Here is a 26065-nt window from a genome sequence, read left to right as displayed (position 1 = left end):
TAGCTTGAATCTTCTTATTGTGGAAGATGAAACTAGATTTTTGCAAAATCTGCTTCACATGCCTTGGCAAGATCACGATATTGAAGTAGTAGGGACGGCAAATAACGGTTCAGAAGCTCTCGCTCAGATACGAATCAAGCAACCTGATATTATTTTAATGGATATTCAAATGCCCGAAATGGATGGTCTTTCTTTGGCGTGTCAAGTGGCAAGGGATTATTCAAGTACGAAAATCATCATTCTAAGCGGTCATGACAATTTTTCCTATGCGCAGACGGCGGTGGAGCTTGGCGTATACAAGTATTTGCTCAAGCCTGCTGCTGAAATGGATATTCTCCAGTCAGTGGTGGATGCAGCCCAGTGCATTCAGGCAGAGTTGATGGAACGAACGGGTCAACTAATGGTGCAGGAGCAATGGACGCAGTACCTCCCCGTGCTACATCAGCATACGATTCGCAATCTAGCATATGGACGATATCAGATAGAAGAGCTGAAAGCATCCTGTGTTTCATTAGGGCTTCATATAGATACGGGATCTCGTTATGCGGTAATCGTTCTGGACGTGGACGAATATGCCTGTTCCAGCAATGAAGATGGCATGACCTTGGATAATCTCGTGCATGTTATTCGAGATATACTGCCGACTCCTGATTTTTATGTCTGCACGGAAGAGGATAAGGCCATTATTGTGATAGGGAATACGGGAACGCTGGAACATACTTCGCAGCAGATGCTCGGGATTCACGTTGCGATGGAGAAGCTCATTCGCAACATCAAGCAATGTCTTGGCATTGTCGTAAGTGCGGGAATTAGTGGAGGAACCGGAAAGATAGACGAACTGCTGCCCTTATATATTCAAGCCAAAAAGGCGCTGCAAAATCGGGTCGTTTATGGAACGGGAATCGCAATTCCATATGAAGAGCCGCTTCAAGCCGAAGTCACGAACCGTCCAAATTATGATCACGAGGACAAGCAACTAGAGATGGCTTTGGAGTCGTTAGATCAAGAACTTGCCATGCGAATGATTTCGAACATGTGCGAGGCGGTGAAGAACAACTCTGCTTCGTACGAAATCATGATGGAACAATTAATGTACATCGTTGGTGTATTGACACTCTTTATCCGCAAACGCGGTTGGTCCGTACAGGATGTGACGGGAGCGGATTTTGATTTTCTCTCGAATGTACAATCACTTACGACGCCTGAGCGTATGTACGACGTTTTGCATCGTGCCGTAAGAAGCATAATCTCTTATGCTGAGAGTCATGAAAGAAAGGTTACCCATCCCACTGTTCAAGCCATTATCGAGCTGCTTGAGACGGAACAGGATCAGGAATTTACTTTACATACGATCGCTGATCGCTTTTATGTGAATGCCTCGTATTTAAGTCGTTTATTCAAGCAGGAAACAGGAATGCCTTTTACTTCATATGTTCTCGAACACAAGATGGAACGGGCGAGGACGGCACTGATGAATGGTGCGAGAGTGTATGATGCCGCCACCATGATCGGATATCGAGACGTCAGCTATTTTACTAAAATATTCCGTAAATACTGGGGCGTAACGCCAAGCAGTGTGAAAAAATAATTACATTTCCAGTGAATCGTAAGGCTACTAAACTAAGGAGTGATGTTATGAACACGAAGCCAACAAAAACAAGAAAGACATGGTTTGCTGTGATGCTCACCTTCACGCTTACTTTGAGCTTGTTTGTTAACTTATTTTCTACGCCAAGGATTAGAGCGGCTGAGGACGCAGAAGGGAATGAAATGGGTAGCATTGCGATGGCTCGAAGTGACCTGTCAACAACAAATATGGTGTTTTTATACAGCGGTCATTTTGGAGACGGTCAACGGTACATTCCATATGAATCGGCAGAGCTTGAACGTTTGGATACGGTGAGGCAATTTGTTATTGCGATAGATAATAAGACAAACAAAATTGACAATTACAAAAAGAGAAATATGATTGATGATATAAATGAAACGGTGCAGACAATCGTGGACACGAACAGCGAATATAAAGTGCTTGTTTCTCTGCCAGCACACGATGTATCGAGCAAGTTAAATGTTGATCAGTTATTTGATGAATATGTAAGCTATATAAAGGAGTTAAAACGAAAGCTTGGTCCAAATTGGGACTCGGTAACGGGATTTTATTATCCAAACGAAGCCATATACTTCTATGGGACTCAAAATTACAGTTACTCGCAACTTAAAAATCAATCGCAAGTTCAGTTGTTGGAAAAACTTTCGGAGTATATAAAGAACAGTGACGACGTAGACGGAGCTACTTCCTTTGTATGGGCTCCTTATTATGGTTTTGGCCCTAACAGGGATAAAATTGTGGAAACAATTGCATACATCGTGGATGAGACAACGATCTTTGATGATGTGTATATTCAACCCCACTATTATTTTGACAATGACTACAAAATAAATTTGCAGCCACTTTACGATAGCGTGAAAGAAGGAAGAATATATGGGGATGGCGGTCGGTTGGTTGCAAAGAATCATTTAGATAAAACGAAAATCGGAATTCAAATGGAGATTGATTATAAGTATTTTACCGATACAGGGCACAAAGAAAGGTATGACCAGACAGTTGATAAGTTTAAGGATCTTCTAGGCGAAAAAGGGCGATTCAGCTTTTACTTGGGATCTAAAGGCTTGATAAATAAATATAGTAATCCATATTTCAGAGAAACACTCGATAAAGTAAACGAATTCTATACAAATTGAGTTTATGCAAGCCGATTCCTCTATTGTGCAGGAATCGGCTTGTTTTATTGTTTGGGCGGAGGATTGCTGGGACGGATCTCCTGCATCCTGTTAACGGCTGTGGATGCCATGTATATCTCATCGTGATTCATTTCGATTATGAACGGGAAAAAGGGTTGCAAAAAGGAATGAATTGCTTACAATAGTAAGGTTGGAAAGGGAGTGTATGATGAGTTTCTTTAGTTTGATTCTATTTGGGCTTTTTGTTTTTTATTTATTAGGGAAAAAAGACGGATTAGTCTGTCGTTCCTATTCATAGCGGCACTAGCGAATTTAGCGCTGAGTCTCGTAGCATTTTCCAACCAGATTCCCTGGGTGAACCTGATTGTGGCTGCGGGGATATTGGCATCCGTACCGCTCGGCGTGCTGTTTGCCACGATATACTTGCTGCTTAATGGCAGAATCATGCTGAAGAAGGAAAGCAAGAAGCTCGCGAATATGCTCTCATTATTATTGAGTCTCCTGATATTTGCGATGATCGGGATGTTTTTCTACATTTTCTTTATTTCGTATAACGACAAATTTGCTGTTTTTTACATCGGCACACTGCTCATTTTTATGTACTTTTCCTTTGTATTCGTCAGCTTTCTGGCTTATGCGATCTTCTATCACTATTGGAAAATATGGTACAAGCCCGACTTCATCATCGCGCTTGGTTCTGGCCTAATCGGAGGGGAGCGAGTTCCGCCGCTTCTAGCATCGCGTTTGGATAAGAGCATTGAGCAATATATAAAGTATCATCAAGAGCCTAAAATTATTGTGTCGGGCGGCCAAGGGCCGGACGAACTGCTCAGTGAAGCGGAGGCGATGAAGAAGTATATTGTGGCGAAGGGAGTACCGGAGCAGGACGTGCTTATGGAGGACAAATCTCGCAACACGATGCAAAATATGCTGTTCTCGAAGGCCATTATGGACGAGATGAAACCCGATCATAAAAGCATCTTCGTCACGAACAACTATCATGTATTTCGGGCAAGCATTTATGCACGGCTCGCGGGATTGAAGAAGTGTGAGGGTGTTGGCGCGAAGACAGCAAGATATTACATGCCAAGTGCGTTCATACGTGAGTATATCGGGATCATCATGATGTATAAATGGTGGCACCTCGCAGTAGTAGCAATGATCGTATTATTTACCGCCATGATGCTAAGAGCGATTATATGATATAAAAAAGATCGAGTCAGGGAACTAATTTTAATTCTTCCCCTGACTCGATCTTTTGTTTTATTTCAGTATGGATTTGTAGCGCCCTAATCCTTCGTACTTTTGTTTACGGATTATTGCGGCTTCACCATAATTTTCACTTGGTTTTTCTCTTTCAAGAGAGCCTCGAAGCCATGATCAACGACTTCATCCAATTGGATGCGCTTCGTTACCAGCTTCTCTGCTGGGAAGTAGCCTTGCTCCATCAATTTGATAACCGCAGGGAATACGTTGCGGTAACCGATGATGCCTTTCATTGTGCGTTCTTTCGTTACAATAGCATTCGGTTTAATAGTAGCCTCTCGCTCGAAAATGCTGACGATCATCACTTCACCGCCGAGCTTGGCTGCATCAATGGCATTGTTCAGTACAGCAGGAACTCCCGTTACTTCATAAGCGACATCCACGCCGCCGCCTGTCCGTTCGCGAAGCTCCTTCACGACATCGACTTGCGAAGGATCAAGTACAATTGCTCCGAGTTCTGCTGCTTTTTGCTTACGCTGCTCGGACAGTTCAATTGCATAGATCTCCGATGCGCCGGCCGCCTTCAATGCTTCGATAACAAGCAGTCCAATTGGGCCTGTACCGAATACGGCTGCACGATCCCCAACTTGAAGCTTGCTTTGTCGAACTGCATAGAGAGCTACTGCGGAACGGTTCAACCAGCGCGCCTTGCTCGTAAGAAACGCTATCTGGAATCTTATGCACCATGTGCTCGTCTGCTGCTACATATTCGGAGAAGCCTCCACCGCCGCCAGCGAGACCAAGGAATCCCATCTTGTCGCACAGGTTATACAAGCCTTGCTTGCAGGCTTCACATTCACCGCATGCGAAGATCGGCTCTACAACAACGCGATCACCCTTCTGGAATTTGGTTACACCTTCTCCAACCTCGACGATCTGTCCAGAGAATTCATGTCCCATAACGATTGGAGCTTTCTCTCCAGTTAGAGGATGGGGAGTGCTGTCTGAAATGAAGATCGGTCCTGCCGTATATTCATGCAAGTCACTGCCGCAGATGCCGCAGCATTCGACTTTAATTTTTACTTTGCCTTTACCGGCTGCTGGTTCTGCAATGTTCTCCACGCGCAAATCTTTGACGCCATGCCATCTTAATGCTTTCATGTGCTCATCTCCCCAGAAGTATAGAAATGAAATACTGTATGAAATGGAAACGGGAAAATATTTTCGGAAACGTTTCCGATATTAAATATGTCACACTCTTAGCGTGATGTCAATCACAGTCTTCTACTGCAGGAAGATCAGGTGAATAATGTGAATGCAGATGGTATGATACAGAAATAAGGCTTGGCTGGAATGGTGGAAGCAATTCCACTTGTAACGAGAGGGAGATGTACCAGTGGTTCAGAGAAAAGTCACAATCGAGGATGTTGCACAGCGAGCAGGGGTCGGATTGGCAACCGTATCGCGTGCAATCAATGACGCAGATGGCATTAGTCCGAAGACGAAGGCCAAGGTGATGCAGGCGATTGAAGAGCTGGGCTTCGTGCCTAACTCCTTCGCACGCAGCCTTAAGGTACGGCAGACGAAGCAAATTGCGCTAGCCGTTCCCGATATTCGGAATGCCTTCGTTCCGGAGATTGCCTATTCCGTCGAGCAGGCTGCCAAAAATTACGACTACCGTGTCGTTCAGATCAATACATTAGGGAATGCACGAGCAGAGCTCGAAATACTCAGGGAAGTGAAGAAGCTTCATGTGGACGGCCTGATTGTGCTACCGCTTGCTTATCCTGCAACCCTGCCCGACTTGATTAATAAATCGAGCATTCCGATCTCCGTTATTAACTATGGGAAGAAGCTCGGTGACGATGTGAAGGCGGATATCGTCAGTCTATCTACGCAAGAAGGCAAGCTAGTCATGGAGCATTTCATGAACATAGGCCGGACGCGGATTGCGTACGCGGGTGCGCCGAAGCATATCATTGAGGAGCGTTTCTTTGCCTACGAGGATGCCCTCCCGCAAATAGATAGCTCTCTGGTCTATTTCGGAGACGATTTCTCGATGCAAACGGGATTGAAGGCAGCTGATTATTTCGCAGGTCTAACGAAAATGCCGGATGCGATCTATGCGGGGAATGACATGATTGCGATGGGGCTGCTGAACCGATTCAAGGAGCTGGGGATCCGGGTTCCAGAAGACATTGCGATCGTCGGCATTGATAATATTTTGTGGGGAACGATTACGACGCCACGGCTTAGCTCTGTGTCGATCATGGGAGCAGAGGTCGCCAGAGTAGCGACCGAACTGCTGCTTAACCGGATCATCGAACAGAAGCGCGGTGTATATGAACGCGTGCAGTTTGAGCCCCGTCTCATTGTTAGAGAGTCTAGTGTGGCGATGACACGCAGCTCGCAGCAGTTGGACTGATCTATAACTTAGGGAAGAAGGGTGAGCTATGGTCAAGGCGGATGATGTGCCTCCTAATATGACAACATCATTTTAGGAGGCTAAAACCATGAAGTTCCATTTGATTGATATCGATACGTGGAATAGAAAACCTTACTATACTCATTTTTTGAACGAAACAAGATGCACATTCAGTTTGACGGCCAATATCGATATTACGGTACTGCTCGATAATCTGAGAGTTAAGAACAAGAAGCTCTATCCGGCGCTTATTCATATGACTGCCAAGATTGTGAATGCATATCCCGATTTCCGAATTTCCTATGATGAGGATGGCGAGCTTGGATATTGGGAGAGCATGAACCCGAGCTTCACAATTTTCCATCCTGAGGACAATACGTTCTCTAGTCTATGGACCCCATATATGGAAGAATTCCATGCTTTCCACGAAAGCTACCTAGCGGATGTAGGGCAGTATGGCAAGGTGAAGGGACTAATTGGTAAAAAGGATCAGCCTGCAAATACATTCCCTATCTCTTGCATTCCATGGGTAAGCTTTACGGGATTCAATTTGAATGTGTTCAATGAAGGGACGTATTTGTTGCCGATCATCACATTTGGAAAGTATTTCGAGCAAACGGGTCGAGTCCTGCTGCCCGTATCCTTGCAGCTGCATCATGCGGTGTGCGACGGGTATCATGCAGGCTTATTCGTTGGCGAGCTGCAGCGATTCGCTGATCATAGCAAGGAATGGGTAGATGATCCGAAGTAATAGTAATGCGCATGATTGAGCAAAGTAATTAAGCCGTTGGAACAAGGCCATAATTAGCCGTTGTTCCAACGGCTTTTTTCATTGATGTGGAATCTGTGAATGATGATCTGTCACAGTTTTGTCACAATTTTAAAAATTTATAAAGGAGTATGAAACATTTTCCTTGTTTGATGCATCTAAGTTGCAGGTGGTAATTTTAGACTTGGATATGATTGCAACTTAGGAGGATGAAAAAAGTGAAGAAACTAGTATCAGGTTTTGTTGCTGTGGCACTGGGCTTTACTATGGTAACGCCCGGAGCTGTGCAAGCAGCGCCTGCAACTTACACCGTATATGTGAACGGAAGCAAAATTAGTACCGATCAGCCACCGGTATACACGCAGGGTCGTGTGCTGTTGCCGATGGCAGTTATTTTCCAGTCGCTTGGCGCCAGTGTAAGCTACGATTACAAAACGAAGAAGGTAACAGCTTACAAAGGGAGCACCTCAGTAATTCTGAAACTAGGCTCCTCAGCGGCAACGGTCAATGGCAAAACTGTCTATATGGATGTTCCAGCCAATACAATGAAGGGCAGAACGATGGTTCCTGTACGCTTCGTTAGTGAATCGTTGGGCGCAACAATCAACTATGACAATAAAGCAAAAGTCGTGCGTGTAACTTCCGGCAACACACCAACATATCCGGATCGTCCGACATACCCAGATGAGCCCGACTACTCTGGCGATCTTAGAGGCGTTAATTATGTGACAACACAGATCTCAGGCCAATCTGGAGATGCCAGCGATATTCGTGTCAGCTTCTCCAAGGAGCAGAATGAACGCAATCTTGACCATTATCGCGTCATGATTGTCAAAGCTTCGAACTCCTTTAATTTGAACAAGGCGCGCTCCGTATCTTCTAACAACTATACAGTCGTGAATAAAAATAGTGACGATCCTGCAGTCAAATTGGATTCTCGCGCTCGTGACGTAGACGGAGACTACATCCGCACGAATGTGAAGTATGAAGCTTATGTATTGTCAGTGGGCAGATCGAGCAGCCAACAGGTGCTCTCGAACCCATCTTCAACCTTTACGTTAGGCGACAATGCGGTTGCGGCGGCAACGAATGTGCAAGTGCGCAATGTGGCGAATTATAACGATGGCCGCGATATGCAGGTCAGCTTCACTCGTCCTTCTAGCGACAACCAAATTAAAGACTATCGGATCATGGTCGTCAAAACGAAGGATGCATCTCGTTTCGATGCTTATGAAGCAGACCGCGTATCCAGCAATAATTATACGACCGTTTCGAAGTCCAGCAACTCGACGTTGACGACAACCTTGAGTTCGACAACTAGAGATACAGCGGGTGACTTAATTCGCAATGGCGTACCTTATACGGTATTTGTCGTAGCTGTCAGCAATACGAGCTCGTATGCTAATAAGCTATCCTCCGGCTCATCTTCGATCACGCTTGGGCAATCAGCTGGTGTTCCAGTGATTACGAAGGTTAGCCAAGTGGGCAATTATGGAGATGGACGCGATATTCAGATCAGCTTTAATCGCTCTTCCGATGAATCGCGCGTAAGCTACTACCGGATTTTTGCTGTGAAATATTCGGATGCTTATCGCTTTGATTTGAATGAAGCTAACCGGGTTTCATCTAGCAATTATTATGATGTCTCGAAGAATGGCTATAGCATTACTTCAACATTGCCATCTAATATGCGTGATGTGAATGGCTCACTAATCCGCAGAGGGGAAACATACCGCCTGTTCGTCATGTCGGTATCGAATAGCAACTCTGATTACAATGCATTGTCGGGCGCATCTGACTCCATCAATATTTCGAATAACTCAACGGTGTACAGTGCTTCCAATGTAAGAGTAAGCGATGTCGGAGATTATAATGACGGCCGCGACATGATGGTTACCTTCAACCGGGCATCGGATGAATCGAATATTAGCCAGTATCGGATTATGGTTGTGAAGACGAGCAGATCGTACCGCTTTGATGTATCCGAAGCGAACAACGTGTCCAGCTATAACTACACGTCGATGAACACGAATGGCAGAGACGTCAGCCTTAAGCTGAGCTCTACTGCGAGAGACGTAGATGGCGATCTGATCCGTAACGGAACCAGCTACCAAGTATATGTGCTGTCTGTCGGACGCGGCAGCTATGTGAACTCTCTGTCCAGCTCTTCCGATACGATTACGTTGTCGAACAATTCGACGGTATACCCTGCAACCAACGTATCGGCAAGCAGTATGGGCGGCAACTACAATGATGGACGGAACCTGGGGGTAACATTCAACCGTGCCGCAGATGAATCGAATGTGAACCATTATCGCGTCATGGTCGTGAAGTCTTCCAATGCAAGCCGTTTTAATCTAACAGAGGCCAATCGAGTTAATAATTGGAACTCAGCTGTCGTGTATCGGAGTGGCAGCAGTTTGTCACATGTATTCGATGCGGATGCAAGAGATGTAGATGGAGCACCAATTCGCAACGGCAATAGCTACCGGGTATTTGTTCTGTCTGTAAGCTCCAATAGCCAAGCGAACAATGCGTTGTCTGCTCCATCTCCAGAGGTGACGCTTAAAGGCAATGCCTCGGTTGATGTTGTGACGAATGTAGAAGCGAAGATTATTGGCAAAAACGGTAATGCCAGCGACATTGAAGTAGGTTTTAATGCACCATCCAGTAATTCGTACGTAAATGAATACCGTATTATGGTCGTCCGTGCAGACCAGTCCTATGCATTCGACGCAAATAGTGCGGGACAGGTGAGATCATCCAGCTACATTCGGGTTGGGAATCAGAGTGGCTATGTAAGACAATCGCTAACAACCGGCTTGCGGGATGTTCAAGGCAACGACATTCAAAAAGGTGTTGCTTACCGGGTATTCGTGCTTACGGTAGCTGATGATAGAAGCGGCTCCTCGAATGCTTTGTCTTCACCTTCTGGTGAATTTTCCTTGGTAAATCAATCTGTTCAGGCACCTACGAACGTGTTTGCATCGAGAGAAGGCGTGAATGATTTCAAGGCTTACTTCACGAAGCCAGGCAGCGACAACGGAATTGCCTATTACGCAGTGATGGCCGTTCCTTCCGGTTCAGCGGGTTCATTCAACCTGGATCAGGCAAATCGTGTGGCAGGAAGTAATTATAAATTGGTTAGTGTATCAGGCGATGGTTCAACCATATTCTCGCTGTCCGATAATGATGCATATGGCAATCCGATTCGCACAGGCGTTGCCTATAAAGTATTCGTGATGTCCATAGCAGATGGACGAAGTGCAACGGTGAATGCGCTGTCCACTGCATCCAACGAAATGACAGTTGGTGACGGATATTAATCCTCATGATGTGGAATAGAGAAGATAAATAGATGACATTCAATAAGAGCCTCGGAATGATTTCCGAGGCTTTTTATGTATCACCAAGAGTGGAGGAAGTTGTGTAATGAGTAAGAAATGACTACAGCGCTGTCTATTAGGTAATTGGTAGGGGAGAGGGGGATAAGCAGTAGTGGCTCTATAAAGAAATCGACAAATGTGTCGAGCAGTTGGAGGGAATTGCACGAATTTATGGGAGCAAGGATAGAGAGAATAGGGGTGTTTTTGTCGGAAATAGGGTGAAACAACCTTGAAAATGACTATAAAATGACAAAAAATGATTTTTCGTGTCGAAAAATTGAAAAGTGTTATGAAAAAGTATTAATCTTTTCATTCGAGCAACCGATATAAAATATGGGTCTTGAGTTGGATAGGGGAAGCGACCTTCCAACATGCTAATATGTAATATGTACTTTAGACCTATTCACGCGATACATGTCACAAGAACTAGTGCGTAACATTGCTATGACATTCTTGCCTGATAATCGATCTGCGACACGCAATGGATACATCAAGAAGAACAACATCAGGATTTAAAGGCAAACTCTTCGAAAGATGAGGACGCAAAACCTCGGGCCTAACATCTTCATGGATTACGGCGGCCGGGTTGCCATTTATGTTGCGGTAGCCACACAACGGTTATTTGGTGACAAGGCTATTCTAAATGGCCTTTTTTTTGCGCACAGAAGCTGGGGTAAATGATGGAAATTGTGTTGCTAAAATGGGACGAGTGTACTTCCTACGAAGACATAGATTCATTGATGGATCGATTTATCCCGTTCGTTACACCTGAAAAATACAAAAGGTTAGATAGACTTCGGAACCGTGAAGACCTTTATTGCACGGTTGCGGCTGACATATTGGCCCGCATGCTGCTATGCCAAACCTTGAAATGTTCGAATAACGAACTTGTTATTCACACTCATCCCTTCGGCAAGCCATATGTGGAGGGTGATCCGGTATTTTTCAACATCTCTCACGCCGGTGCGTTCATAGCAGTGGCATTGGATGAAGCGCCAATCGGGATTGATATAGAGCAAGCAGGAGAATGGAACATGGACGTGGCTAGGCTGATATGCTCGCCGCGTGAGTTGGAATTGCTTGCAAATACGAACGACAGTCGTGCGCGTCAGGAATTGTTTTTTTACATATGGACGGCTAAGGAAAGTGTTCTGAAGGCATTAGGAACGGGTCTCAGCCTGCCTCCCAGCACATTCGAGATTGTGCAGGAGACAGCTGTACCTATACAACATAATCAATTATGGAATGTTGATCATAATTATGTAAAGCAATATGTCGTTCCTGTAACAGGCTATAGTATGACTGTGTGCGCACAGCATATGGAATTTGCCAAGCAAATAGAGTACATCACATGGGAGCAGTTGACTCATAGGTTTACGAAATGGGTTGGATCGTATAAAGGAGAGGACGAGAATTGGCTTTCATGGAATTGACAGTAGAACGATTGGCAGGCTATGACGTACATTCTATCGAGCTGCCTGAGGAGACAATGCGTCTTCTGAAGAAGCATTCGGCCGAGCATTCGGTCAAGTTGGAATCCGTCATGTTCAGTGCGTGGGCAACGCTGTTGTCCCGGTTCTACAACTCGCAGCAAGTAACTCTTCATGCCGTTCAAGCGGGACACGGCAATGGCAACCATACAGTAGTCAGTCAGGACGACGTAACCTTGCAAGGAATTATGAGCATTCATAACAGCTTGTCGGCTTGCGCAGAAGGACGTAACCTGACTTGCTCTGAAATAGCTTCTGACAGTGATGTGGCAACGTATTGCTGGTACGGAGAAGATGTTCGGCCCATGCTTCCAGAGGGAGCGCAGGACTGTGACCTGCACAGCTGCATTCAGCATGCAGCTGGAACGGGCGCATTACCGATGTTCACGATGTATTACAAGGAAAATCAGTTCCAGTTATCGACGGTAGAGAAGCTGGGGGAGTACTTCTTGCAGCTGCTGGATGAAGCTGTGAAGCATCCTCAGAAGCGTATTGGCGAACTGGAAATGCTGACAGAGCAGGATAAGCTCCAGTTAATTGAGGGGATGAATCAGACACGAGCTGAATATCCTCATACATTCACGGTTCAGGCGCTGTTCGAGGAACAGGCTCAGCTGAACCCGGATCGAGTAGCTGTCATCGAAGATGATCGCGAGTTGACCTATTGCGAGTTGAATGCTCGTGCGAATCAATTGGCGCGCAGGCTGCGGAAGCTTGGCATCGATCGTGAACAGTCTGTTGGTATTATGGCAGAGCGCAGTGCAGAGATGGTTGTTGGTATCTTAGCGATTCTCAAGGCGGGAGGAGCTTATGTTCCACTTGATCCCGATCACCCTCAGGATCGCATTCAATATGTCCTGGAAGACAGTCGTACGAAGCTGGTACTGACAAGCAGTTCGTCAGATATCGAGTTGCCAAATACCATCGAGCAGGTTCATATGGATGACCCGAGCCTTGCTGATGAATCTAGCGATAATCTGGTATCTGTGAATCAGCCAGAAGATCTTATATATATCATTTACACGTCCGGTTCGACAGGAAGACCTAAGGGTGTCATGGTGACTCATCGCAATGTCATTCGCCTAGTAAAGCGCACGAATTATGTGAAGTTTGGCGAAGGCGACCGTATTTTGCAGACGGGATCGCTTGTCTTCGATGCCTCAACCTTTGAAATCTGGGGCTCCTTGTTGAATGGCTTAGGGCTCGTGCTCATCGACAAGACGACGATACTGGACGCTGAGCAGCTGGAGCAAGCGCTCGTCCGCCATCAGGTAACGATTATGTTCTTGACGACAGCGCTGTTCATTCAATTGGTTGATCGCAATCCGCGCATATTTGCGCCGCTTCGCCAATTGCTCGTCGGTGGAGAGCTGATGTCGCCCAAGCACTTCTATCGAGCGGCTAAGGACTGTGCACCGATTGAGATTTCGAATATTTATGGGCCTACTGAAAATACAACCTTCTCTACTTCTTATCTGATGAAGGAAGAGGGAGACGGAACAATTCCTATCGGTACGCCAATTACGAACTCAACCGCTTATGTTGTAAATGATTACGGCATGCTGCAGCCGATTGGGGCTGTAGGAGAGCTGTGGGTCGGTGGTGAAGGCGTAGCACGCGGCTACTTAAATAAGGATGAGATGACACGTGAGAAGTTCGCGGATAGTCCATTCGTAGCTGGCGAACGAATCTATAAAACAGGTGACCTTGTGCGCATGCTGCCAGACGGCAACTTGGAATTCGTCGGACGCAAGGATCATCAAGTGAAGATTCGCGGCTATCGCATGGAGCTCGGTGAGATTGAAGCGCAGATTCATGCGCACGAGCAAGTAACGGAAGCGCTGGTTGTAGCTTTTGAAGAATCGCCTGGCCAGAAGGCCCTTTGTGCTTATATAGTAGCGGAAGAAGGAATGACAGCGAGCGCAATGCGCGAGTACCTGTCTTCGCATTTGCCAGAGTTCATGGTGCCGGCATACTTCATGTTCTTGGAGCGCATGCCGCTTACGATTAACGGGAAGATTGATCGGGCCAAGCTGCCTCAGCCGGAGAAGCAGGAGCGCATATCTACCGAATATCAAGCTCCAGTAACGGATACAGAGAAGAAGCTTGCCGCGATCTGGGAGGAACTGCTTGGCATCTCTCCAATTGGCACAGCGGATCACTTCTTCGAGATTGGAGGGCATTCGTTGAAGTTGGCACAGCTGCAAGCACGCATCGCAGCTGACTTCCATATCTCGTTGTCCTTCAAGGAATTGTTCTCGAATCCGTATGTCGGCAAGCTTGCTGCAATTATCGACGGAGGAGCGCAAGAAAAATACGAATCGATAACGCCAGCCGAGAAGAAGGAGCATTATCGTCTCGCGCCAGCACAGACACGTATGTTCGCGCTGCAACAGCGGGGCGGAGTTGGCATGGCCTACAACATTCCACTTGTGTACGAAGTGAATGGCCAATTGGATACTGGCCGCCTGAAGAAGGCTCTGCACCAAATCGTAGAGCGCCATGAAGCATTCCGTACTTCATTCCATTGGGAAGAGGAACAGATCGTACAGAAGGTGCATGAGACAGTTGATTTGGATGTGCCGATTATAGAGGCCGAGGGCCGTACGGCTGCTGAACTGGCGAATGAATTCGTCCGTCCATTCCAGTTGGAGGAGCAATCGCTTCTACGAGCTGTGATTGCGAAAGTGGCAGCAGACCGCTACGTGCTGATGCTGGATATTCACCATATCGTCTTCGACGGAACCTCGCTCAGTGTGTTTGCAGAAGAACTGGCAGCACTCTATAAGGGCGAGGAGCTGGCCCCAATCAAGCTGCAATATAAGGACTATGCGGAATGGCAGTCCACGCGTGTACAAGATGAACAAGCACATGAACAGTATTGGCTGAGTGTGCTTGAAGGGGACATCCCACTGCTGGATCTTCCATACGATTATATTCGTCCGAATGTGCAGTCATTTGAAGGCGATATGGTTCGTATAGCATTGTCTGCCAAGACGGTGGAAGGTTTGAAGCAGCTGGCTCTCCGCCAAGGAACTACACTCTATATGGTGCTGTTGTCGGTATATAATGTGCTCTTGTCCAAATATGTGGACAAGGAGGATATGATTGTAGGCTGTGCGATTGCTGCTCGAACACATACCGATGTAGATCGAATGATGGGCATGTTCGTCAACACCTTGCCGATTCGCAGCTTCCCAGAGGGCGGCAAGGCCTTTGCTGATTATTTGAATGAGATGAAGGATACGCTTCTGCTTGCCTATGAGCATCAGGATTACCCGCTCGATAGCCTGGTTGAACGCCTGCAGCTGAAGCGGGATGTAAGCCGCAATCCATTGTTCGATACCGTATTCGTTATGCAGAATATGGGGGATCTTTCGCTTCAAGCAGGAGATGCCGTCTTCACACAGCTGCCTTATCACAACGGCACATCGAAGTTCGACCTGACGCTGGAGGCGATCGAGCGTGAAGAGGAACTCGAATGCAACTTTGAATTCTGTTCGAAGCTGTTCAAACGGGCAACTGTAGAACGAATGGCAGGGCATTTCGAGCAGCTTGCTATGCAGGCAGCACAGCAGCCGTTGTGCAGCATTGGAGAACTTGAACTGATTACGGATCAAGAACGGGAAGAAATCGTGCACCACTTCAATAATACGGATGCCGAATATCCCCGCCATGCGACTGTACACAGTCTGTTCGAGAAACAGGTGAGTGTAACGCCTGATCGCGTTGCGCTTGTGTCTGGTGAACGTGAAATTACCTATGCGGAGCTGAATGCGGAGGCCAATCGTTTGGCGCATTATTTGCAGAAGCATGGGACGAAGGCGGAACAGCCGGTTGGTCTGTTCACAGAGCGCACGCCAGAAATGATTATTGGTGTACTCGCAATCTTGAAGGCTGGCGGTGCTTATGTGCCGATCGATCCAGATTATCCGCAGGAACGGATTCAATATATGCTGGAGGACAGCCGTGTTAATATCGTACTCGCAAGCGACCATTTGGCTGAACGATTGCCGGAAGGACTGAGCAGCATCAGTTTCACGGATTCGGAACTAGCTGTACAGTCAATGGAAAACATAGATGACCTCAATAATCCTGAACATATCGCGTACTTAATGTACACATCGGGATCGACAGGGAAGCCGAAGGGAGTTATGGTTACCCATCGCAACGTGATTCGTCTTGTGAAGAATACGAATTTCGTATCATTCCAAGAGGGTGATCGCATTTTACAGACCGGTTCTCTTGTATTCGATGCATCGACATTTGAAATATGGGGAGCTCTTCTGAATGGACTTCAACTTGTACTCGTTGACAAGCCGACGATTTTAGATGCTGAGCAGTTGGAACAAGCGATTGTGAGGCACGGCATCACTATGATGTGGCTGACTTCACCGTTATTCACGCAGCTGGTTGAGAAAAATGAGCGCTTATTCGAACCTGTGCGAACATTGCTCGTTGGCGGAGATGTATTGTCTCCGAAGCATATCTACCGAGTGCTTCATGCCTGTGCGCCAATTCAAATCGTGAACGGATATGGACCGACAGAGAATACGACCTTCTCCTGCTGCCACCATATAGCAGAGGAGCAGGACGGATCGATCCCAATCGGAGCGCCGATTGCGAACTCGACAGCCTATGTCGTGAACAACTATGGCAAGCTGCAGCCGATTGGCGTAGCGGGCGAGCTGTGGGTCGGTGGCGATGGCGTGGCGCGTGGTTACTTGAATCGCGAGGACTTGACGAACGAGAAGTTCATCGACAGTCCGTTCAAGGCTGGAGAGAAGCTGTATAAGACAGGCGACCTTGTTCGTTGGCTGCCGGACGGAACAGTGGAGTTCTTAGGACGCAAAGACCATCAAGTGAAAATTCGCGGATATCGCATGGAGCTTGGTGAAATTGAAGCGCAAATCCGAACTCATGAGCTCGTGAAGGAAACACTCGTTACCGATATTGAGGAGTCGCCTGGACAAAAGGCGCTCTGTGCGTACATTGTAACGGAGGGTACGGTGACAGCTGCGGATATTCGTCAGCATCTGCTTGATCATTTGCCGGATTATATGATCCCGACTTACTATGCGTTCCTCGATCAGATGCCGCTGACCACGAACGGTAAGATTGATCGCGCGAAGCTCCCTGCACCATCGAAGCAGGAGTGGACAGGAGCCGGTTATGTAGCGCCTGATAGTGAGACGGAGATGAAGCTTGCAGAGCTATGGCAGGATCTGCTTGGCCTAACAACGGTCGGCGTGTGCGACAACTTCTTCGAGCTAGGCGGCCATTCCTTGAAGGCAATTACGCTTGTTGCGCAGTTGAAGCAGGAATACGAGGTCGACGTCAGCGATGTATTCGCATATCCGACAATTCGAGAATTGGCATTGCGGATGAAGTATCGTCCGAACCATATGAAGGATAAGCTGGAGCGAATTCGTGCTATGTATGCAGAGGAAGCGGCGGTCGTGGAAGATAAGGCCGTAACGGAGGCTTGGAAGCAGTACCGCAGCCGCAACAAAGCTCATCACAACCGAGAGGTATCGCAGTTGAACTATGCTAAGGTTCTCCTTACAGGTGCAACAGGATACCTGGGAGCTTACCTGCTTCGCGATCTTCTGCATTGCACTGACAGCAAGGTGGTTGCTATTGTTCGCGGGACATCTCCGGAGCAGGCTCGAGACAGATTGTACGAGAAGCTGGCCTATTATTTCGGTGCAGTACTGACAGACACACACGGACATCGAATCGAAGTTGTTAACGCGAACTTGAGTGACGAACATCTCGGACTCGCTGAACACGAATATGCTAAGCTGGCAGATGAAGTGGAATGCATTATCCATGCTGCGGCCAATGTGAAGCATTATGGCCACTATTCTGAATTCGTACTGAACAATGTTACAGCGACGGAGCGCTTGTTGGAGTTGGCAGCAACCGGTACGAAGAAGGGATTCCATCACGTCTCTACAATGTCGGTCGGGATGGGAACGATTGAAGGCAAGGAAGCCGTTCTCTTCACGGAGGATGACTTGGACATCGGACAAGTGCATGACAACTATTATGTAAAGACGAAATTCCAAGCGGAGCAATTGGTAGAACAGGCGCGTCTGCAGGGTCTGCATACGAACATTTACCGAGTTGGTAACATTGTATGTCACTCAGAGAGCGGTCAGTTCCAGGAGAATATTCAGGACAATGCGTTCTACAAGACGATGAAGTCCTTCATCCAATTGGGGGCCGTTCCTGATTCCGGTCAGGATACAGATTTATCCTTCGTAGATCAGGTGAGCCGTGCGATTATTACACTGCATGACAAGCCCGCCCTGCATGATGAGATCTACCATATCTATAATCCGCATCTGATCAGCATGTCTGAAATGCTGGCTGGGCGGAATGATGTTCAGGTTGCGAAGCTGCCAATGGAGAAGTTCCTATCCTATCTGTTCGAGCAGTATGAACTGGGGGCGAAGCTTGAGGCAGTCGAGAATGTGATGCTGCATAACGGGTGGATGGATGAAGGCGCTGCGCTGACAGCGTTCGAGCTTACTGCAGAACGGACGGCATCTACACTTGCTGCATTAGGCTTTACCTGGACTGTACCTGGTGAAGCTCAAGTCACGAATATGCTGCGACACGGATTCGAAGTTGGCTTCCTATCTCTTACGAACAAGTAGGCCAGCAATTCGGAGCGATATTATGTGCAGGGGGGATGGCATCGAGAATGGCAGAAGAGAGGTTGATTGCGGTTCATATGCAGCTCGAAGAGTGCCCTATCATAACTTGATAGGCATACGGCAATCAGCAAAAAGACCAAAAAGCATTGGCATGAAACGACATATTGGGTAATATTCAGTATGTGCAGTAGACAATCAGTAACACCATACTTATGAATTTATTACATCTAGGAGGAGATTTTCCATGTTCGAAACGAAATACGAAGCATCTAAAAACCGTGTGTATGTTAAGCTTGAAGGTATGATGACAATTGAAGAGGCCAAAGAATACGATCAAGCTGTTCGTCGTGAAGTTGATAAAGCGAAGGAAGGCTACACATTCTGCATCGATATGGCGAAGGCGCAACCAGCACCAGCTGATGTGAACGATTATTTGGCAGGATTGCGCGACTACATGGCAAACAAAAAAACAAAGGGATCTTCTATGATCGTAAGCTCCGCTCTGACGAAGCTGCAATTGTCTCGCTTGGTTAAAGATCTCGGCGGTGCATACGGCGTAGCTCAAAGCTACGAAGAAGCAGATCGCTACTTGGACAGCTTGTAATCTTATAGTTCTTATCTTTTCGTCTTATTGAAGGATACTGAATGATATGACCTGCCCGTTCCCGGACGGGCAGGTTCTTTTTTTTTTTTTGGTGACGAGCAAGCTTGAGCAAGTGCAATGAACGACTACGCGTGGTATCGGAAGATACCCTATTACATAAAAGGTGTGACAGGAATGAAATCTCAATCTATCAACGAACGAATACGGGCGTTATGGAATCACTGTTTTCAATCACTGTTAGCGCGGATATTATTGCCTATCAGTCTTATTACTCTGCTTGTCATTATAACGACCAGCATGGTGAATGCCAGCTTTATTCGAAGTGTCGTTACTGACATCATGATCGAAGACACACAGACGGCAGTTCGGCAAATTGGGAAATTCGTAGTGCAGCACGGCAAGGACGATCCAAAGGCTGTATTGAATATGGTTGCGTACAAGGATAACAGCACTTCATTGCTTGTGAAAGATGGCAAGGTGATAGCTCGATTTGGTAAGGAGCTGTCCAGTGAGATCGAAGATAGTCTGCATGCACTTTACACTGGCGAGCAGAATGAAATGAAGTTGGACATTGGACTCGGTGGATACGCATATGCAGCGAAGTCAGGACATTATACCGCAGTAGTAATCTCGCGATTTGATGATTTTGACAACAGTCTTGATTCTTACAATTGGCTGATGTGGGCGGTGACCATCGGATCCTTGCTCATTATCACGAGTGTGACTTGGATGCTTGTGAATCGTCTGTTTGTTAAACCGATCCACAAGGTTTCACGTACCGTTGAGCATATAGGGTCTGGGGACTTTACCCATCGTGTTGGAATAGCTGAGCAGCGCAAGGATATTTGGGGAAATGTAGCCCGCAGCTTTTCGAGCATGCATAGCAATCTGAAGGAATTGGTCGATCAAGTTGTCGATACAAGCGAGAACATTAATACGACTTCGAATGACTTTGCAATCAGCTCACAGGAAACGAGCAAATCATCGGAACAGATTACAATCTCGCTGCAGGATATATCAATGGGCGTAGACGAGCAGGCCAAGAAGCTTGCTGAGGTCGGTCAAATGATCGAGGATGTGACGATGGCAATTGGCGAAGTGGATCAAACGGTGAAGACGATTACAGGTGAATTCACGAAAGCCAATGATAAGGTTGTGCATGGCAATGAAATCGTCAATAAAACGATTACCCATATGAGACAGCTGTCTGATAATGTGGAAGCAAGTGCTGGCATGATGAGCAGCCTACAGCAAAAGTCCGATAAGGTCGGCGAAATTCTAGCGATTATTACGGATATTGCGGGGCAAACAAATCTGCTTGCACTGAATGCAGCGATTGAAGCTGCTCGGGCAGGGGAACATGGCAGAGGCTTCGCGGTTGTGGCCAATGAAGTTCGCAAGCTGGCTGATCAATCGAATCAGGCCGCTCTCGAAATTCAGCAGATTATTGCAGAAGTTCAATCCGAGACGGGAAATGCGGTCGAGACAATGGAGAAGAGCCATCATTTCGTCCAATCCGGCATTCAAAGTGTAAATGATACGGGTGACGTCTTCCATTCCATTGTGGCGATGATGCAGGAAATATCCAATCTAGCCAGTATGGTCGAGGCGATCGTCCAGGAGGTCAATATTAGCTCTCAAGACATGCTTGAGCGTGTTCAGGGGGTTGTGGCCATTTCGGAGGAATCTGCATCAAGTGTACAATCGATTGCCGCCGCTACTGAAGAGCAGAATGCGGTTATGGAAGAGCTGGCAAGCTCAGCCGAGGAATTTAAGCGCATGGCAATGGGATTGCAGGATTCATTGACGAAATTTAAATTTTAATATTTATTTTAACAACTAGATTATACCGTACTTGAACCGATACCTGTCTTAGGTATCGGTTTTTTTTATGTCATGGCGATTCTCGCATGAATTTGCGCGCAGCAGGGAATAATTTGTCTGATCATCCAGCATGTTCGTCATCTTCAAAGTGATTACAGGAGGAAATTGACTTATGGCGGACTTTGATTTCGCAGCTTCCCTGCAAGAACAAATATCGGCATTGTTTCATCATCGCGTCCATCTTGTGGTAAGAAGCATTTCGCCGTCAGTTGCCATATGCTATATGCCCCAGCATGTCGATACGAAGGAGCTTCACACCTCTATTCTATCTCCGTTGCAGCAGTTGGGGCAGACACCGACGATCGAGGATCTTCGCAGTTCGCTTCCTATCGGAGAAATCATGGATGTTGCGGCTATCCCGGAATGCGCACCGCTGATTGTGAAGGGATGGGTCTATATTGCGACGCCTCAGGCTGGCATTGCGGCAAATGTAGCGGACTTACCTAAGCGGTCTCTTACCTCGCCAGAGAATGAGACGACCATATTAGGCCCAATGGTTGCTTTTACTGAGTCAATTGGCATGAACACGACCTTGCTTAGAACCTCCATTCCAGATACGGAGCTATGCAGTGAAGAGTATAAGATTGGGAACAAACGAAATACGACGATCCATCTCATGTTTATGGCAGATCGGGCGAATCCAGATCGAGTTGAGCTGGTACGTCAACGTATTAAGCAGCTTCGTCTCAATGATGTTACGGGCAGCTCAGAGCTCATGCACATGATTCAGGATAATGATTTGAGTGTCTTCCCGCAATTGATGCTAACCGAACGGATTGATTTGGCAAGCCATTCGCTGATAGAAGGCAAGATCATTATTCTGTTGGATGGGAGTCCGCTTGTGATCGTAGGACCAAGTGAATTCATTGACTTCTTCTTATCCATGGAAGATCGCTATTTAGGATGGGGAATTGGGACATTTATTCGGGCACTGCGAATGGTTGCGTTAATTCTCTCTGTATTCTTGACTCCTGCCTATGTGGCCGCACTTACTTTCCATTATGAAATTATTCCTTCCTCTTTGCTCGTATCCTTAATTGAGTCACGCTCCAAAGTCCCATTTCCGCCTTTATTTGAGACGATAATTCTGGAAGTGACCATGGAACTGCTTCGGGAAGCGGGGGCTAGGCTGCCGACGAAGGTTGGACAGACAATGGGCATTGTAGGCGGTATTGTCATTGGGCAGGCAGCGGTTCAAGCCGGATTTACGAGTAATATTCTCATCATGCTAGTGGCACTTGCGGCGCTTGGTTCTTTTGCAACACCAGACTATTTAATGAGCAGCAGCTTGCGGCTCGTCCGATATCCGATGGTGATCTTTGCAGGCATTTGGGGCAGCATCGGTATTGTGTTTGTAACCTCCTTGGTAACGATGCACCTCATTCGTCAGACGAGCTTAGGCAGGCCGTATTTTTCACCAGTTCACCCGATTAAGGAATCTGACTTGGCTTATGATGAGGTACTGCTTCCAGAACCAATGGGCTTGACTGCAACAGGGCATAAGGTTCGTAAATATGTTCGATCCATTTCTCTTCGTTCGCTATGGACCGGGAAGATTGATAATTAGTCATTTGTAGGTGAAAAAGATGAATAGCGGAACATCACACAAATATCAATTCAAAGCCTACATGCTGCTGTTCCTCGTATGCAACGTGCAGGTCGGTGTAGGAATATTCGGATTTCAGCGGTACATCTATAAGGAGGCGGGGCATGATGCATGGATGTCAGTCCTGCTTTCAGGAATAGCTACCCATTTGATCGTCTGGATTATGGTCAAAACTTTAGAAATGCATAAGTCACTTGATTTGTACGGCATTCAACACGTACTGTTCGGCAAATGGATTGGCGGTATATTGAGCATCTGCATGATGCTCTATTTCCTGACGAATATGACGACCATTGTCAGAACGTATATTGAAGCGATCCAATCTTGGATTTTCCCCGATTTTCCGACATGGCTCCTTTCACTTATATTGCTTGTGCTTATGGTGTATGGCAGCTTGGGCGGAATTCGAGTCATTTTACAAACGAGCTTTATCAGCTTTTTCCTGATTATCGCGACCTCCCTTTTCTTCAATTATCCGATCCGCTATGTGGAATGGAGCCGTTTACTGCCGATTTATGATACGACTGCACAACATATTTGGGTAGGGGCAATTAAGATGGGGTTTACGATTACGGGGTTTGAAGTGATATTTATGCTCTATCGCCATGTGCAGGACAAAAATAAGGTGATGCGCTATGCACAAGCGAGCGTGCTCTTCACCAATATCCTGTACTTGTTCATTATGATCGTGTCGATCATCTATTTCAGTGAGAATCAGATACTTCGTACGATTTGGGGCTCCATTAATTTATTGAAAATTATTAAGTACCCCTTCTTGGAGCGGATCGAGTTCATTGCAATTCCTTTCTGGATGCTAGTTGTGCTTCCTGGTATCATGCAGCTGGCTTGGAACGTGCTTCGGGGCACTGTGCAGCTGTTTGGATGGAATGAGAAGCTGACATTGTATGGCTTGGCTGTTATTGTGATCGTGGCATCCAGCACCCTCCATAATCGTGAACAAGTGAATCAGCTCAATGATTTTATCGGGATATACTCTGTGATTGTCTCTTATTGTTATCCGTTCCTTTTGTTCGCTTTGACGTATGTATACAAGTGGCGCAAACGTGAAAAGGGGAGTGATGCGCATTGAGATCGTTGCTCAAACCGATGTTGAGGGTAGTTGGTGTGTTATCCGTACTGGCATTTCTTATAGGCTGTGTACAGTCTAGTGTGCTGGAGAAGTTGGGAATAAGTGTGGCGATCGGGTTTGACGTTCTGTCGGAAGAGAAGTTTAATGTCACTTCAGTTCTGACTAATCCGGAGCCAGGTGCGAAGAAGAAGACGAAGATCGTCACTGGTATTGCAAGCAGCACCAAGGGAGCTCGAATTAACAACAACCAGCAATTGGCCCACACACTTGTGAATGGTCAGGTTCGTGTCGTTGTCTTCGATGATAAGCTGGCCAAGCAAGGGATTACGTATATTGTTGAGAATTTGACGAGGGATCCGTTTTTCGGTGATATGATTTTTCTCGCAGTCAGTGAAGGGCCGTCTCATGAATTGCTGGCCGGCAGTTATGAGCAGGTTCCGAATATTGGAACCTACTTGTATGAAATGCTGCAGCAGCATATTCAAGATGATTGGGTTCCTTCCTGTACGGTTCACGATTATCGGAGCGCCTTCTATAGTGCTGGTCAAGATCCGGTACTCCCAATGCTGCGCAAGCTGTCTAACGGAGTTGAGGTTTTTGGACTGGCTCTGCTTCAGAATGATCGAGTAGTCGGAACGATCGAACCAGGGGAAGGATATTTACTCAAGCTGCTGCTTGGAAAATTAGCGTCATTGAAAGAGGTCAAAATTGATCGTGATGAGCTGCGTCCTTATTTGCATGAGCAACGGAAGGAGGACGGGCATGTACGGGTGGTCTTCGCGAACCTGGGCAGTAAAAAACATATTCGTCTCCTCTCAGCTTCTCCCCTGAAATTTCAAGCCAATTTACGCATCAATGTGGAGCTGCATGAAATTACAGATGAGTACGATTTTAGCAAACCCCAGGCAAACAAACTGCTTCAACAAAAAATAGGAGAAGCATTGACGAAGGAAACCGAAGCGCTTATTAAAAAGCTCCAGCGCCTCGGTTCGGATCCGATTGGCTTCGGCGAGGTCTACCGCAGCTCGGTAAGGCACTCCAAACTGACAGCTGACAAGTGGAAGAAGATGTTCCCTGAGGCAAGCATTCAATCTCAAGTTGAGGTAAACATTGTTCGAACAGGTACGATTGAGTAATCGGAATTTTTTGTGAGTTACATGCGCTGAATGATTGACTCTCACGTAACGTGATCGTGTAGCCTAATGGTATTCCGCCTTGTCGGAGAGGAACATACCATGAAGAGATGCAGGTGAACCTAATGAACATTCACATGGAAGACACGTTACGTCAGTATAAAGCATTGTTGACTATGCCAAATGAGCAGAGAAATGGCTATTTCAGGCATACAATGATGAAGCCGTTTCGATCGATGTGGGAGACCATTCATGTACCTATAACAGCGCAGCAGCCGAACGGCTATGATGTGGTAATGGCTACTCAAATGATGGGCTTCCTTCCGCTTCAGCATCAGGAAGGAATCGAGAAGGCAAGGAAGCGTCTGCAGGATATTCGCATTCTGGAACTCGCGAAGGAGACATTGTTGGGATGTATCCACCGAATAGATTCAGCGGGGCTGGCAGTCAAGGCAGAGGAATTGATATTTGGCGCGTATCTTGCTGATCCTGACAAGTTAAGCAGTTATCAGGGGTATACCGGATTTGGCGGTATTCCAGGATATATCCTCATTATCCTAGATCCGAACAGCTACAATATTCCGCGACTGCCGGCGCTGATCGCTCATGAATTCCACCATAACGTTCGCTTCTCCTATTTCGATTGGAACCATGGAAATGTTACGCTAGGCGACTATATTATCATTGAGGGCCTGGCAGATTCCTTTGCAACTGTAATGTATGGAGAGGAGCTGCTTGGTCCATGGGTGGCGAATATACAGGGCAAGGAGCTGGATCATTGCTTCGAGGTAATCCGAGGAGCATTGGATACGAAGGGATTCGCTGAGGTGAGCAGCTATATGTTCGGCGATGAAGCTGCTGCGCGTGAAGGTTATCCGGCAGTCGGATTACCTGCGGGGGCCGGGTATGCGGTTGGCTATCATGTTGTACAGTCCTTCTTGAAGAGGAACCATGTATCTATTTATGAAGCGACCCTGCTGTCGACGGAGACCATCATACAGGGGAGCGGTATGGTGTAGGATTATCGATTGATTGTAAGGCTCTCAAGAACCGGAAGAATGGCTC

General features: G+C 46.7%; 14 protein-coding genes, 1 pseudogene and 1 riboswitch. Of the genes and pseudogenes, 14 read left to right on the top strand and 1 reads right to left on the bottom strand.

The window, feature by feature from the left end:
* Positions 1-4 precede the first annotated feature (4 nt).
* The 3 genes from AZ66_RS01440 (at position 5) to AZ66_RS01430 (ending at position 3945) form a co-directional block, all read left to right on the top strand.
* Entirely contained in the window at positions 5-1588 is a 1584-nt protein-coding gene (locus AZ66_RS01440) for a response regulator (RefSeq protein WP_044353302.1), read from the top strand.
* A gap of 47 nt (positions 1589-1635) precedes the next feature.
* A complete protein-coding gene (locus tag AZ66_RS01435; RefSeq protein ID WP_044353301.1) occupies positions 1636-2742 on the top strand; it encodes a hypothetical protein in 1107 nt (368 codons plus the stop codon).
* A gap of 366 nt (positions 2743-3108) precedes the next feature.
* On the top strand, positions 3109-3945 hold the full coding sequence (locus AZ66_RS01430) for a YdcF family protein (RefSeq protein ID WP_231586688.1): 837 nt from the start codon (positions 3109-3111) through the stop codon (positions 3943-3945).
* A 113-nt stretch (positions 3946-4058) separates the two neighbouring features.
* On the opposite strand, the pseudogene AZ66_RS01425 reads toward AZ66_RS01430, so the two are convergent.
* Positions 4059-5109, bottom strand: a pseudogene (locus AZ66_RS01425) (2,3-butanediol dehydrogenase).
* Between the two features lie 235 nt (positions 5110-5344).
* Here AZ66_RS01425 and AZ66_RS01420 point away from each other — a divergent pair.
* From AZ66_RS01420 to AZ66_RS01370, 11 genes are all read left to right on the top strand, one after another.
* Complete coding sequence (locus AZ66_RS01420) at positions 5345-6373, top strand: LacI family DNA-binding transcriptional regulator (RefSeq protein WP_044353299.1); 1029 nt, start codon at positions 5345-5347, stop codon at positions 6371-6373.
* Positions 6374-6461: 88 nt separating this feature from the next.
* Positions 6462-7124 (top strand): type A chloramphenicol O-acetyltransferase, encoded by a 663-nt coding sequence (catA, locus tag AZ66_RS01415; RefSeq protein ID WP_044353298.1) that lies wholly within the window; start codon positions 6462-6464, stop codon positions 7122-7124.
* A 236-nt stretch (positions 7125-7360) separates the two neighbouring features.
* Positions 7361-10468 carry a copper amine oxidase N-terminal domain-containing protein gene (locus AZ66_RS01410; RefSeq protein ID WP_044353297.1) on the top strand — a complete coding sequence of 1036 codons (3108 nt, stop codon included), beginning with the start codon at positions 7361-7363 and terminating at the stop codon, positions 10466-10468.
* A gap of 567 nt (positions 10469-11035) precedes the next feature.
* Positions 11036-11122, top strand: a riboswitch (cyclic di-GMP riboswitch).
* 83 nt (positions 11123-11205) lie between these two features.
* A complete protein-coding gene (locus AZ66_RS01405) occupies positions 11206-11961 on the top strand; it encodes a 4'-phosphopantetheinyl transferase family protein (RefSeq protein ID WP_044353296.1) in 756 nt (251 codons plus the stop codon).
* Complete coding sequence (locus AZ66_RS01400; RefSeq protein WP_231586693.1) at positions 11952-18683, top strand: non-ribosomal peptide synthetase; 6732 nt, start codon at positions 11952-11954, stop codon at positions 18681-18683. Before AZ66_RS01405 ends, AZ66_RS01400 begins: the two co-directional genes overlap by 10 nt.
* Before the next feature lie 244 nt (positions 18684-18927).
* Complete coding sequence (locus tag AZ66_RS01395; RefSeq protein ID WP_021254824.1) at positions 18928-19287, top strand: hypothetical protein; 360 nt, start codon at positions 18928-18930, stop codon at positions 19285-19287.
* 174 nt (positions 19288-19461) lie between these two features.
* Positions 19462-21111 (top strand): methyl-accepting chemotaxis protein, encoded by a 1650-nt coding sequence (locus AZ66_RS01390; RefSeq protein WP_021259615.1) that lies wholly within the window; start codon positions 19462-19464, stop codon positions 21109-21111.
* 172 nt (positions 21112-21283) lie between these two features.
* Entirely contained in the window at positions 21284-22738 is a 1455-nt protein-coding gene (locus AZ66_RS01385; RefSeq protein ID WP_052648336.1) for a spore germination protein, read from the top strand.
* Between the two features lie 19 nt (positions 22739-22757).
* Positions 22758-23867, top strand: coding sequence for a GerAB/ArcD/ProY family transporter (locus AZ66_RS01380; RefSeq protein WP_021259613.1), 1110 nt, complete (start codon positions 22758-22760; stop codon positions 23865-23867).
* Positions 23864-25003: a Ger(x)C family spore germination protein gene (locus tag AZ66_RS01375; protein ID WP_044353293.1), complete on the top strand. Its 1140-nt coding sequence runs from the start codon at positions 23864-23866 to the stop codon at positions 25001-25003. The genes AZ66_RS01380 and AZ66_RS01375 overlap by 4 nt, the downstream gene beginning before the upstream one ends.
* Positions 25004-25125: 122 nt before the next feature.
* Positions 25126-26019, top strand: a complete 894-nt coding sequence (locus tag AZ66_RS01370; protein ID WP_044353292.1) for a DUF2268 domain-containing protein — start codon at positions 25126-25128, stop codon at positions 26017-26019.
* The last annotated feature ends 46 nt before the right edge of the window (positions 26020-26065 follow it).

The organism is Paenibacillus sp. E194, from assembly GCF_000935845.1.
GTDB lineage: Bacteria > Bacillota > Bacilli > Paenibacillales > Paenibacillaceae > Paenibacillus_B > Paenibacillus_B alvei_B.
This window is presented reverse-complemented; position numbering and strand designations above follow the sequence as displayed.